Genomic DNA, 12,642 nt, shown 5'->3' with positions numbered 1-12,642 from the left:
CTGATGAAGAGCGTCCTGAAAATATTCCTGTTTGCCCTGGTGTTCGCGGGGTTTGCCTTTGCCGAAGCGCAAGACAGCGACGAGCCTTCGGTTTCCAAGTTCCGTGAACGGTTCTCGCTGCGTTTTTTGTGCGATTACAATTTCGTGGCTATCTGGAATTCCGCCTACAACAACTCGATGCTCAATTCGAACCGCCCGATCGATGTGGGCATCGGCGTCGGCTACGACAGCCTGTTTACCACATTCGGAATTTCGTGGGACGTGTCCGCCGATTTCAAATACAGCCTTCCTTTTACCACTTCAAAAGAAAAATCGGACACCCAAGCTTTCGAGACGGGGCTCGACTTTTTCCCGGGGAACTGGTGGCTTACGGCAAAGCTCCGCTTTTACAGCGGCTTTACCACGGAAGTCGAACGCGACGGCGAAAAAGAGCAACAATTCATTGACCTCTGGTTTGCGGACATGTATTTTTCGATGCTCTGGATGGCGACTGCGAAAGAAATTTTTGCACCCAGGAGCGCCTACTTTTTGGACAGGCGTCAAAAGAAATCTGCCGGGAGTTTGATTATTGGCGGGCGCCTGCAGCGAAACATTGCCGAAGACAACGACGGGGTTCTCGGCTACGAAAACGACAAGCGCGACATCACCTCCATCTGGGGTGACGTCGGGTACACCTACACCTTCGTTTTCAGCAACGGGTATTTCTGGAATCTCTGGGGCGTTGTAGGCATCGCGTACGGCCGCGAACGCATTGACGACGGCAACCTGCTATTGCCCGAATCGGACATAAAGACCGCTTTTGGCTACATCGGGGAAAAATGGGCATGGAACATCGTTCTTAAAAGCGGATATTCCGCCATCGCGTTTGGCGAACACCTGGAACAAAAATACGTGGCAGCCTTCGAAATCCTTGTGGTGCGCAGATTCTAGCCGGCAAAAGTTTTCCAACCTCGATTTACTATTTTTTTGCATACTCTCATAACTTCAGGACAATTCTATGCGTTTCTATGTGCCCACGGACATCTACGTTGAAAAGAACTGCGTGAAGAACCACGCACAGCAGGCACGCGAATTCGGCGCCGATTCATAGCCATTTTTACAGTTTATCTTTTATTCCAAATTTACCTGGTAACCGTCCCTGGCGACCGCCGCCAAGGCGAGCAGGATTATTTTCTTGGCATGTTCACGCGCACGGGACTTCAATTCTTCGTTATTTTCTTCTTCGTACTTTTTCTGTTCGGCGACAAAGAACTGCTTGAAGTCCTCGAACTTGATGTCGTTGAACCAGCCCTGTTTTTCCCATAGGACCTGGATACTCTCGAAATCGATACTGTGGCTCAGGATCTTCGGTTCGGGCAGCGAAACGGAAATCGTCTTCGTGACGGGTTCGACAAGGACCTTGACTTCCTTCAGGTCGTAGCCCAGCTTGACATCGCCCTGATATATCAGCATGAATTCCTTGATAGACTTGTTGATGCGCCAATCGGGCATGTATTCCAGGAGTTTCTTGGCATCCTGGTAATTCGCATTCTTGCGGTAGTGGTGATGGAGTGTCGCCAGTTCGGAAATTTCCCTAATCTGGTTTTCTACAAACGCGCTCGTAATTTGCGGCCCATCGGGTTCGGCAGGTTCCAGCTTTTTCATGACATAGACGGTCATAGCCACCGTCACGCACAAGAGAACGACGAGAGCCGCGATTCTCAACGTCCATTTCATTGCCAACCTCCTTTGGGTTTCCGCCACCTTGATAGTACAACCTCATAAAATAAAGTATATTATTTCATACACTTTGTACAGAGGTTTTTTATGAGCGAAAGCAACGTGAACGATGTCGAAAAGACCTGGCTGAAAAGAATTCGCGCCTTTATCGGAATCCTAGGAATGATTCTCCCCTGGCTATCCCTACTCGGAGCCGCTCTCGTAGCCAAAACGAGCAGTTTTCCGGACGAATTCTGGCAGAACCTGTCCATCTCGGCGACCTACTACATAACGCCACCGCTGGTCGGCGTCCTCACGACAGCAGCTATTATTCTGATGTGCTACAAGGGTTACGACTGGCGCGACAACCTCGTCACGACCCTTTCCGGCATATTCGGGGCAATGATCGTCCTTTTCCCGTGCAAATGCGCCATATCGGGAGACCTAGTCGGTTTTTTCCAGCTACCCGTAAACGTTTCGCATATAATCCATTGCGTCTCCGCGGTGATGTTCTTTGTCCTCCTATCGGTCAACAGCATGTTCCTGTTCACGCTCGGCAAGAGCGACACCAAGAACAAGAAGATCAAGAACATTATTTTTAGGGTTTGTGCGGTAGGTATGCTTTGCGCACTGATTCTAGTCCTTCCGTGTTTTGAATGCATCTCCGCACACACCTTTATTGGCGAAGCTGTCGCACTCACGTTCTTTGCCGTGAGCTGGCTCGTTAAAAGTGAAATATTCGGATTCCTATCCGATGACGGCAAATAAATTTTATTTTTTTCCGTGGCCAAACCACGGAACTACACGTCCAATACATGGCGACGCCACTTGCCTCCCCGCCAGCGCAGGTAAAAGAATACCGGGGCCGTCCCGTAGATGGCGACCACGGCAATCCATGCGTACCGGGCCGAAGCCCCCAAAACATAGGCGGTTATGTAGAGCGTGATAGGCACGCACCAGTTCATGATGGCTCCGGCGAACATCACCCAAACCGTATCGCCCGCCCCGCGAAGTGCTCCGGCATAAATCACAAGCAAGACTTCCACAATAATGTATATAACGGCGATGCGGAGCATAAAGATGGTCGTAGGGCGAGCCGACGCGAATATCGCCATAGCCTCAGCGGTCGCCGCCCCCACGTCGGGTTTAAAGACATCGGTCAAGACTCCCGGCAAAAGCAGGAACAGCACGGCAATTATGGCAGAATATATCCAGCCCACCTTGAGCCCAGAGAAGGTGCTGCGATTGGCTGCCGCCGCATTTTTCGCCCCGACGTAGCGCCCCACAAGGCTCGTAGAGGCGATCTCCAGGCCCATCAGCGGCACGTACGCCACCATGTCCCAGTTGAACATCACCGAGGCGGCGGTCGCCGAAACGGGGCCCATCCCGTGGAACAGCAGAATGAGCAACTGGAACGCCGACATATTGAGGAACATCTCGACGCCCGACGGAAGTCCCTTTTGCAGGAGCTCCTTGGTAAGTGCGGCATTAAATGCGAATGCATGGCGCGAGGCAAACCGGCTGTTGCAAGAATGCCCAAAGAACTTGGCAAAAAGAATCACCGTCGAAACCAGGTTTCCGATGAGAGTCCCAAAGGCCGCCCCCGCCACGCCAAGCGCCGGGATCGGGCCGCAGCCGTAAATGAGCACGTAGTTGCATACGATGTTCACAATCATGCCCACAAACGCCGCCTTCATCACAATCTTGGTTTCGCCGATGCCGCTAAAAAAGTACGGCGCCGTATTGCGCACCAGGTTGATGACACCACCGAACATCAATATGTCGAAATAGGTCTTTTGGTACTCCAGCTGATCGGCAGACAAATGCTCCGCGGCAAAAATCCAATGACCCACAGGAATCGTCAGGTACAAAAGCGGCACGCACACCAGCGACAGGTAGAGCGCTTGCATAAAGACCTTCGCGCAATCCCGCTCCTTCTTTGCCCCCAGGCGCTGCGCCACCATCGCGGTCGTATAACTGATGGCACCTGTGAAAAACGTGAGGAGCACTAGGTTCATGGCTCCCGCCCCCAGGCTCGCGTTCATCTCGGCAGGCCCGAGCTTCGAGAGGAACAGGCGGTCGATAAACGTCATGAAGGTATCGAAAGACATCGACAGAAGCATCGGGAGCGCCACAACGAGCACATCCTTCACGTCGCCGTTTTTCTTGAATTTTGACGGCCTGTAGAACTTATCGAGTATCGCGTCGACCATATTGGGCGACAAATATAGAAAAAAAGACTAAAAAATCAACGTTTGAGTTTTTTGAGGTTTTCGAGGCGGTTCAGCGCATCGTTTAGTGTTTCATCTTTTTTCGCGAAATGGAGACGCACCAGATGATTTATCGGTTCGCGGAAAAAGCTGGAGCCAGGCACCGCGGCAACGCCCACCTTTTGCGCCATGTCGATGCAAAACTGTTCATCCCCATCATAGCCGAATTCGGAGATGTCGATTAGGACAAAGTAAGCGCCTTGCGGTTCAGTAAAGCGAAGTCCCAGGTTCCGCAAGCCGTCCGTAAACAACTGCTTCATGTGCGTGTAGTGCGCCTGAAGGTCCGCGTAGTACGAATCGTCAAAGCGGAGCGCCGTCACGGCGGCTTCCATGAGCGGGGCGGCGGCGCCGACCGTCAGAAAGTCGTGGACTTTCTTGACGCGGTCCATCACGGGGGTCGCGGCAAGCACGTATCCGAGACGCCACCCGGTAATTGAATAAGTCTTGCTCAGGCTGCTGCACTCGATGGTGCGTTCGAACATTCCCGGGAGCGTCGAGATATACGTGTGACGGTGAGGCGCGTAGATGATATGCTCGTACACTTCGTCCGTAATCACGTACAGGTCGTACTTCATCGCCAGGGAGGCAATCACCGAGAGTTCCTCGCGGGTAAAGACCTTCCCGCTCGGATTCGCGGGGTTGCACAGCACGAGAGCCTTCACGCCCGGCTGCTTCATGGCACTTTCCAAAACGTCGGCATCGAAGCTCAAGTCCACCGGGGATAGCGGCACGTAAACGGGAGTCGCACCGCAGAGGATCGTGTCGGCGGAGTAGTTCTCGTAGAACGGCGAGAACAGCACGACCTTGTCGCCAGGGTTGCAGACGGACATCATGGAGGCCATCATCGCCTCGGTACTACCGCAGGTGATGACGATTTCTTTTTGCGGGTCGTATCGCAGACCGCTAAAATGGAACTGCTTGTCGCTCAGCGCCTCGCGGAAATTCTGCGCACCGAACGTAATCGCATACTGGTGCGGACCCACGGGGGCGATTTCTGCCAGCCGCCTCGTCAGCGACTCCGGAGGGTCGAAATCCGGGAATCCCTGCGAAAGGTTTATCGCCCCGCAGGCGTTCGCTATGCGGGTCATTCTGCGGATAACGGAATCGGTAAAGGTCTCGGTACGCTGGCTTAACGGCTTCATGGCTGGCAAATTTAGCATTTATCTTTCTTTTTTTCTATATTACCGCTCACTATGTTTTCACAGCTGACCGACTCTCTAGAATCTACCCTCAAGAACCTGCGCGGGCAGGGCAAGCTCACCGAAGAAAACGTCGCCGAATCGCTGCGCGAAGTACGCCGAGCCTTCCTCGAAGCCGACGTGAACTTCAACGTCACCCGCGACTTCGTGAAGGCCGTCAAGGAAAAGGCCCTGGGCTCCGAAGTCCTGAACTCAGTGACCCCCGGTCAGCAGATCGTGAAGATCATCCACGACGAACTCGTGGCCGTCATGGGCGGAGAGACCAAGGAAATCAACCTCTCCGGCCCCGCTCCGGTCGGCATCATGATGGCGGGCCTCCAGGGTTCCGGCAAGACCACCTTCGCAGGTAAGATTGCCCTCTGGATGCGCAGCAAAAAGAAGCGCAAGCCGCTCCTGGTGGCAGCAGACGTCTACCGCCCCGCCGCCATCAAGCAGTTGCAGGTGCTGGGCAAGTCCATCGGCATCCCCGTGTACGACGAGGGCCAGGGCGACCCGGTGGAAATCATCAAGCACGGCTACCAGTACGCGAAGGATAACGGCTTCGATCTCGTAATTTACGATACCGCGGGCCGCCTGCAGATTGACGAAGAGCTCATGCAGGAACTCGAGAAGGCGAAGGAAGCCGTCCACCCCGACGAAATCCTGTTCGTCGCCGACGCGATGATCGGCCAAGAAGCGGTGAACGTCGCCGAGACCTTCTGGCAGCGGCTCAACTTCACGGGCGTGTGCCTCTCGAAGATGGACGGTGACACCCGCGGCGGTGCGGCGCTCTCCATCAAGAAGATGACGGGCGTGCCTATATGCTTTATCGGTGTGGGCGAAAAGCTCCCCGACATTGACCTGTTCCACCCCGACCGCATGGCCAGCCGCATTCTCGGCATGGGCGACGTGGTGAGCCTCGTGGAAAAGGCGCAGCAGGTCATTGACGAGAAGGACGCAAAGGACCTCAAGAAGAAGATCCTCAACAACACCTTCGACCTGAACGACTTTTTGAACCAGCTACGCACCATCAAGAAACTCGGCCGCATCAAAGATATATTGAGCCTGATTCCGGGGCTCAACAAACTCCCGCTTGACCAGATCGACGAAAAGCAGCTGGTGTACGTGGAGGCGGTGCTCAGTTCCATGACACCCAAGGAACGCAAGAACCCCTCGATTATCAACGGCAGCCGCAAGAACCGCATCGCCAAGGGCTCGGGTACCGAGATCGGCCGCGTGAACGCCGTACTCAAGCAGTACGACGACATGAAGGAAATGTTCAAGAAGGTGGGAGCCTTCGCCAAGAAACAGAACAACGGCGGCCAAATTGGCAGCAACTATACCCCGCCGAAAGTTAAGAAGAAAAGAAAGTAAAGACAATCCACGTCATTCAAGCCAAGAACATGTGGTTGGCGCGGATTATTTTCGCGGGCGCCTTCGGTGTTTGCCGGAGAAATTATTACAAAATACGGTATTTTTACATTTTGAGAAATATTTTTTTGCGCAGCACGCCCTTTTTCGCTATAAAAACGATAGATTGTAGCCAACGATATTTTCAAAATATGTAAAAGGAACAACCTTAAAGGAGTAAAATGGCTACAATCGACATGTCCGCAAATGCCCTCGTCACGGCACTCAAGAAACCCCGTGACAAATTCACCAAGGAAGACATCAAAAAGTTCATTCGTGACAACGACATCCGTCACGTGAATTTCATGTATGCAGGTGGCGACGGACGCCTCAAGACCCTCAACTTCGTGGTGAACGACGCCGACTACCTGGACGAAATCCTCAGCTGCGGCGAACGCGTGGACGGTTCCTCGCTGTTCAGCTACATCGAAGCCTCCTCCTCCGACCTGTACGTAGTGCCCCGCTTCTCCACGGCATTCATGGACCCGTTTGCCACCCTCCCCACCCTCTGCCTGCTCTGCAGTTTCTTCAACAAGGATGGGCAGCCGCTGGAATCTTCCCCGGAATACACGCTCCACAAGGCATGCGAGGCCTTCAAGAAGGAAACCGGCATGGAATTCCAGGCCATGGGCGAACTCGAATACTACGTGATTGCCGATGACCCGCAAACATTCCCCGCCGTTGACCAGAAGGGCTACCATGAAAGCGCCCCGTTCGCGAAGTTCAACGAGTTCCGCCAGAAGTGCATGCTCTACATCGCTCAAGCGGGTGGCCAGATCAAGTACGGCCATAGCGAAGTGGGCAACTTCACGCAAGACGGCAAGCTCTACGAACAGAACGAAATCGAGTTCCTCCCCTGCCCGGCAGAAGACGCGGCCAACCAGCTCACCATCGCCAAGTGGATGATCCGTAACCTCGGCGCACAGCTCGGCCTCGACGTGACGTTCGCCCCGAAGATTACCGTTGGCAAGGCCGGCTCGGGCCTGCACATCCACATGCGCATCATGAAGGACGGCAACAACCAGATGCTCAAGAACGGCGTCATCAGCGAAACCGCCCGCCGCGCCATCGCCGGCATGATGAAGCTCGCCCCGTCCATCACCGCGTTCGGCAACCAGAACCCGACATCTTACCTGCGCCTGGTGCCCCACCAGGAAGCCCCGACCAACGTGTGCTGGGGTGACCGCAACCGCTCCGTGCTCGTGCGCGTACCGCTCGGCTGGGCTTCGAAGACCGACCTCTGCAAGATTGCGAACCCGAACGAAAAGGGCTCGAGCTACGACACGCACCAGAAGCAGACCGTGGAAATGCGTTCCCCGGATGCATCCGCCAACGTGTACCTGCTCATGGCCGGCCTCTGCGTCGCTTGCCGCTACGGCCTCTCCCTCAAGGACGGTCTCAAGATTGCCGACCAGACCTACGTGAACGTGAACATCCACAAGAAGGAAAACGCAAAGCTGTTGAGCAAGCTCGATACTCTCCCCGACAGTTGCTGGGCATCGGCCGACTGCCTTGCCAAGCAGAGAAAGGTCTACGAGGAATTCGGCGTATTCAGCCCCGCCATGATCGACGGCATCATGGCCCAGCTCAAGGCCTTCAAGGACAAGACGCTCCGCGCCCAGGTCACGAAGTCCAAGACCGCCATGCAGAAGCTCGTGAAGACGTACTTCTACTGCGGCTAAAGCCCTATATAATATAACCTGCCCCATTCAGGCAAAGCGGCATTCCGGCACCCCCGGAATGCCTTTTTTTTGCCAAATTCGCCACTTTCAGACGTTTTTCGCAGTTTTTAGAAGTTAATTTATATGTAAAGGACGGAAAAATTTACAATTCCGTCCTTTACAGACAAATAAGTTATTGCTATATTGCCCCCCAATTAAACAACAACCCCCAATTCCGGGGGTACCCCAAAAGAGGTTAAAATGGCAACTGTTATCCGTCTCGCTCGCTTTGGCAAGCGTCACAACCCCATCTACCGCGCCGTGGTCATCGACAGCCGTAAGGCCCGCGACGACAGCTTTATCGAACAGGTCGGTTTCTACAACCCGAACCTCAAGAAGGCCGAAATCCGCTTTGACCAGGAAAAGGTCATGAAGTGGCTCATGACTGGCGCCCAGCCGTCCGACACCGTCCGCAACCTCCTCAAGAAGGTTGGCATCATGGACCTGTTCCACGAAGTCAAGGCCGGTCGCTCCATCGAAGGCAAGACCGCCACTCCGCGCGCCGACAAGGAAAAGAAGGCCAAGCTCGGTCCTAAGGCCAAGGCCAAGATCGAAGCCGAAAAGGCTGCCAAGGAAGCCGCCGCTGCTGAAGCTGCCGCTGCCGCCGAAGCCCCGGCCGAAGCTGCTGCCGAAGCCCCGGCCGCCGAAGCCTAATTCGACTTTATGTCAAAGGTCCCGCGCATTTCTGCACGGGACTTTTTTTGACCCTGTCTCAAACGGCAAGCCAAGAGCCTGTATGAACGTGATGGATCCTCGGCCTTTGGCCAAGGATGACATTTCACACTCCACATTTCACATTCCACATCCCACACCTCACATGCCTGAATCCGAAGCCTACATCACCGTCTGCCAACTCATGCGCACGCATGGTGTCAAAGGCTACATAAAGGCAATGCCCCTGACTCACGACTTGAACCGCCATGCGAGCCTCAAGAACGTGCTGCTCAAAAAGACGAACGGCGAAGAAGTGGAACTGGAGTTAGAAGACTCCAAGCTGGCGAACACCCTCTGGCTCCTCAAGTTCAAGGGTTACGACACTCCCGAATCCCTCGTCCACTTTGTGAACGGAGACATCATGATTCCCGAGTCCGAGAGGTTGCCCGCCCCCGAGGGCGAATACTACCTGGACGACCTCGAAGGGTTCCGCGTCCACACCGAAGACGGTCGAGACGTGGGTAAGGTTCTCGAAGTGCAGGAACTCCCGACCGTGAACGCCTTCCACATCCAGTTCGACGCCGAGTTCCAAGGCGAATTCAGCACCAAGTCCATCCTCGCCCCGTGGATAGGCGACTGCGTCAAGCAGATTGACGAGGAAGGCAGGTTCATATTGTGCGACGCCGACTACCTGCGCGCCCTCTGCCCCGAGGTCCGCGAATGAGAATCGACTGCGTCACCATTTTCCCCGAGATGTTCGCCCCCATGAAGGCGTCCATCATGGGACGTGCCCAGGCAAAGGGGATCATGGAGTTCAACACCGTCTACCTGCGCGACTTCGCCATCAACGACTACGGCCAGGTGGACGACGTCCCCTACGGCGGCGAACCGGGCATGGTACTCCGGCCCGAACCGCTCGCCAAGGCAATCCGCAGCACGGGCATCAAGGAAGACGGCGGCAAGGTCATCTACCTCACCGCCGACGGCGTCCCCTTCACCCACAAGATTGCCGAGGAACTCTCAAAGGAAAGCCACCTGGTGCTTGTTTGCGGGCACTACAAGGGAATCGACGACCGCATCCGCCAGACCGAGGTCGACATGGAGATTTCCATAGGCGATTTCGTGGTCAGCGGGGGCGAACTGCCGGCGATGGTCGTGACCGATGCCGTGGTCCGGCTCATTGACGGCGCCCTCGGGCACAAGGAAAGCGGCGAAACCGACTCCTTTGCGCAGGGCGTACTGGGATGGCCGGTCTACACCCGCCCCGAGGAATTCGAGGGCAAAAAGGTCCCGGAAGTGCTCCTTTCGGGCCACCACAAGAACATTTCGGAGTGGCGACGCCAAGAATCGCTAAAAAGAACGCGAGAAAGGCGCCCAGACATCTTTGAAAAACTGCAATTAAATACTAAATTTGGCGACAAATAAATAAGAGGTACACATTATGTCCCTGAACATCGAAGCAATCCATAACGAAAACGTGAAGACCAACGTTCCGGAATTCCGCGCTGGCGACACCGTTACCGTTAACGTCAAGGTCATTGAAGGCACCAAGGAACGTATTCAGCCGTTCAAGGGTGTCGTGATTCAGCAGAAGAACTCCGGCATTTCCAAGACTCTTACCGTCCGTAAGATGTCTGGCTCCGTCGCCGTCGAACGTATCTTCCCGGTCAACAGCCCGCGTATCGACTCCATCGTGCTCGACAAGGGTGGCAAGGTCCGTCAGTCCCGCATTTACTACATGCGCGAACTCCGCGGTAAGGCTGCCCGTATCGAAGAACGCGAAGCCTAATTCAAGGCGACGAGGGTTATTTCCCGATGATTACGGGGGATTCCCACCAAAAAGTTATCCCGCCCACGCGGTCTCACGTGAAGGCGGGTTTTGTTGTATTCTCTCCTGACTCCAAAAAGCGGAACATCGTCATTTTGGACAAGGGAGAACTCGCCGCCGTCGAGCGGCTGGGCGGAATCAAGAACACGATTTTCAAAATGCACCCCGGCGACCTGGTCGGGGTGGCCGCCCTTTTGGAACGCGAGCCCTTCAAGTACACAATCGAAGCCACAGAGGACTCCACCATCACGGTCGTGACCGAAGAATGCATGGAGTCCGAACTCAAGACGCTCCCCGTGTGGCTCCTCGCCGTCATCAAGTCGCTTTCGTCCAAAACACGCAAGTTCAAAGAAGCCCTGTACAAGCCCCGCTGCGAGAACACCCTCAAAAGCCTCGCCGAATACTGCAGCCATCTGAACGAAAAAAAGCCCTACTCCATAGGCGAACTGGTCCGCGAGTTCCACTGGCTGACCAAGATTCCCGAACCCGCCATTCTCGAGGACCTCAAGGCACTCGGGCGGCGCAAGTTCATTGTGGTGCACGGTACCGGCGGCAAAACTGAAGTGCAAATAAGCAACGCGCTCCTGCTCCGCCTCTTTGCCGATTACCAAAAGGCGCAAGACCAAAATGTGGCCTGGCCGCCGTTCCAGCTGAGCCTTCTGCAAAAAAAACTCCTGGTCAAGATTTCGACAATCGACCACACGCAAAAGAAGGACGCCCCTGGCTGGATTGCCTTTTTCGAAGGTGAAGGCCTCAAGATTGACGTTGGCGAATGGATCAAGATATTGCACTTGGGCTGGTTCGCCCCCCAGAACGACAACCTGTTTACCCCGAGTACAGACAAAGTAAAATACTTCTTGGCGGCGCTCCGCTTTGAGACCAACATCAAGGGGGTGCTCTAATGCATATTGCCGCAGGCGAATACCTCTGCCTCGAAGGCGACAAGGCGAGCACCCTTTACATTGTAAAGTCGGGCATGTTGGTCGGGTCTTCCAAGGCAAGCGAGAGCGGCGCCCTCCAGAACTTTGGGCCGGGTAGCATCATCGGCGAATTCAGCCTGCTCGAGAGCGCCCCCAGCGAGCTCACGCTCCGCGCCGCCGAAAACAGCGAAGTTCTCGCCATAGAGCAATCGACGCTGCAGGCGACGCTCGATAAAAAGCCAAGCTGGCTCCGTTCCATTCTCTCGTTCCTCACGAGCCGTAACCACATTGCCCAAGAGAACAAAAAGAAGGGGGACCTAATCCAGGCGCTGCCCTCCCTGCTCTATGTGTTTGCCGCCCACCTCGGCGAAACGGGCGCCGACAGCATCCCGCTCCCGCTGCTTTACGAACGCGTACAATCCATCAACAGCACCAGCAACGAGGACACCGACAAGCTTTTGCAATCCCTCGAGGAACTAGGGCTCCTCAAGGTCCAGGAACTGGCGTCCCAAAAAGTTGTCCGCGCCGAGAGCCTGCAGATTATCCCGCTACTGTACGAAACGCTCCGCTACCGCGCCCTATACCAAAAAATCTCCCCGAACATCCTTTCGATTACCGACCAAATGGTCCTCAGCACATTCGTGACGCTCGCCCGCGAAAGCAAAACCCCGCTCCACAACGGGCTCTGCACCATCACTACCGCGAACCTCAAGGACGAAGCAAAAAAATCCATGCACGGATTCACGCTCACCACAAGGACGCTCGCCCCGCTGGTGCAGCGCGGCCTGTTGCAGCCGTCTAGCACGTTCGACATCCACGCCCCGCTCGAGAACATCGACTTTTTCTATGCCGACTTCGACAAAATTCTCGACCTGCTGGAACTCAACCGCATTTTCCCGCTCCTCGATAAAAAACTGGTGTAGCAATTTTCTATTTTATTGCTTGAAAATTCACAACCCTTAT

General features: G+C 54.9%; 14 protein-coding genes. 10 read left to right on the top strand and 4 right to left on the bottom strand.

Annotated features, from left to right (window positions below):
• Positions 1-3 precede the first annotated feature (3 nt).
• Positions 4-930 carry a DUF4421 family protein gene (locus BUB55_RS06395; protein ID WP_073189230.1) on the top strand — a complete coding sequence of 309 codons (927 nt, stop codon included), beginning with the start codon at positions 4-6 and terminating at the stop codon, positions 928-930.
• A 180-nt stretch (positions 931-1,110) separates the two neighbouring features.
• On the opposite strand, the gene BUB55_RS06390 is transcribed toward BUB55_RS06395, so the two are convergent.
• The gene (locus BUB55_RS06390) at positions 1,111-1,716 is read right to left on the bottom strand and encodes a DUF4230 domain-containing protein (protein ID WP_073189228.1); all 606 of its coding nucleotides are present in this window, start codon (positions 1,714-1,716) and stop codon (positions 1,111-1,113) included.
• A 90-nt stretch (positions 1,717-1,806) separates the two neighbouring features.
• On the opposite strand from BUB55_RS06390, the gene BUB55_RS06385 reads away from it, so the two are divergent.
• On the top strand, positions 1,807-2,466 hold the full coding sequence (locus tag BUB55_RS06385) for a hypothetical protein (RefSeq protein ID WP_073189226.1): 660 nt from the start codon (positions 1,807-1,809) through the stop codon (positions 2,464-2,466).
• Between the two features lie 32 nt (positions 2,467-2,498).
• On the opposite strand, the gene BUB55_RS06380 is transcribed toward BUB55_RS06385, so the two are convergent.
• Both BUB55_RS06380 and BUB55_RS06375 read right to left on the bottom strand, forming a co-directional pair.
• The gene (locus tag BUB55_RS06380) at positions 2,499-3,911 is read right to left on the bottom strand and encodes an MATE family efflux transporter (RefSeq protein WP_073189274.1); all 1,413 of its coding nucleotides are present in this window, start codon (positions 3,909-3,911) and stop codon (positions 2,499-2,501) included.
• 35 nt (positions 3,912-3,946) lie between these two features.
• On the bottom strand, positions 3,947-5,110 hold the full coding sequence (locus tag BUB55_RS06375) for a pyridoxal phosphate-dependent aminotransferase (RefSeq protein ID WP_073189225.1): 1,164 nt from the start codon (positions 5,108-5,110) through the stop codon (positions 3,947-3,949).
• A gap of 51 nt (positions 5,111-5,161) precedes the next feature.
• Here BUB55_RS06375 and ffh point away from each other — a divergent pair, with 51 nt between their 5' ends.
• Positions 5,162-6,520, top strand: a complete 1,359-nt coding sequence (ffh, locus tag BUB55_RS06370) for a signal recognition particle protein (RefSeq protein WP_073189223.1) — start codon at positions 5,162-5,164, stop codon at positions 6,518-6,520.
• Here the strand turns inward: ffh and BUB55_RS13985 are convergent.
• The gene (locus tag BUB55_RS13985) at positions 6,484-6,693 is read right to left on the bottom strand and encodes a hypothetical protein (RefSeq protein ID WP_143152944.1); all 210 of its coding nucleotides are present in this window, start codon (positions 6,691-6,693) and stop codon (positions 6,484-6,486) included. The two genes, ffh and BUB55_RS13985, sit on opposite strands and share 37 nt — an antisense overlap.
• A gap of 45 nt (positions 6,694-6,738) precedes the next feature.
• Between BUB55_RS13985 and BUB55_RS06365 the strand changes: the two genes are divergently transcribed.
• The 7 genes from BUB55_RS06365 (at position 6,739) to BUB55_RS06335 (ending at position 12,602) form a co-directional block, all read left to right on the top strand.
• Positions 6,739-8,238 (top strand): glutamine synthetase family protein, encoded by a 1,500-nt coding sequence (locus BUB55_RS06365; RefSeq protein WP_073189221.1) that lies wholly within the window; start codon positions 6,739-6,741, stop codon positions 8,236-8,238.
• 240 nt (positions 8,239-8,478) lie between these two features.
• Complete coding sequence (rpsP, locus tag BUB55_RS14695; RefSeq protein ID WP_073189220.1) at positions 8,479-8,931, top strand: 30S ribosomal protein S16; 453 nt, start codon at positions 8,479-8,481, stop codon at positions 8,929-8,931.
• A gap of 163 nt (positions 8,932-9,094) precedes the next feature.
• Positions 9,095-9,655 (top strand): ribosome maturation factor RimM, encoded by a 561-nt coding sequence (gene rimM, locus BUB55_RS06355; protein ID WP_073189218.1) that lies wholly within the window; start codon positions 9,095-9,097, stop codon positions 9,653-9,655.
• Complete coding sequence (gene trmD, locus BUB55_RS06350; RefSeq protein ID WP_073189216.1) at positions 9,652-10,356, top strand: tRNA (guanosine(37)-N1)-methyltransferase TrmD; 705 nt, start codon at positions 9,652-9,654, stop codon at positions 10,354-10,356. The genes rimM and trmD overlap by 4 nt, the downstream gene beginning before the upstream one ends.
• A gap of 16 nt (positions 10,357-10,372) precedes the next feature.
• A complete protein-coding gene (gene rplS / locus BUB55_RS06345) occupies positions 10,373-10,720 on the top strand; it encodes a 50S ribosomal protein L19 (RefSeq protein WP_073189214.1) in 348 nt (115 codons plus the stop codon).
• A 26-nt stretch (positions 10,721-10,746) separates the two neighbouring features.
• The gene (locus BUB55_RS06340; RefSeq protein WP_083596912.1) at positions 10,747-11,661 is read left to right on the top strand and encodes a cyclic nucleotide-binding domain-containing protein; all 915 of its coding nucleotides are present in this window, start codon (positions 10,747-10,749) and stop codon (positions 11,659-11,661) included.
• Positions 11,661-12,602, top strand: a complete 942-nt coding sequence (locus BUB55_RS06335; RefSeq protein ID WP_073189210.1) for a Crp/Fnr family transcriptional regulator — start codon at positions 11,661-11,663, stop codon at positions 12,600-12,602. The genes BUB55_RS06340 and BUB55_RS06335 overlap by 1 nt, the downstream gene beginning before the upstream one ends.
• The last annotated feature ends 40 nt before the right edge of the window (positions 12,603-12,642 follow it).

This window comes from Fibrobacter sp. UWP2, from assembly GCF_900141705.1.
Lineage (GTDB): Bacteria > Fibrobacterota > Fibrobacteria > Fibrobacterales > Fibrobacteraceae > Fibrobacter.
This window is presented reverse-complemented; position numbering and strand designations above follow the sequence as displayed.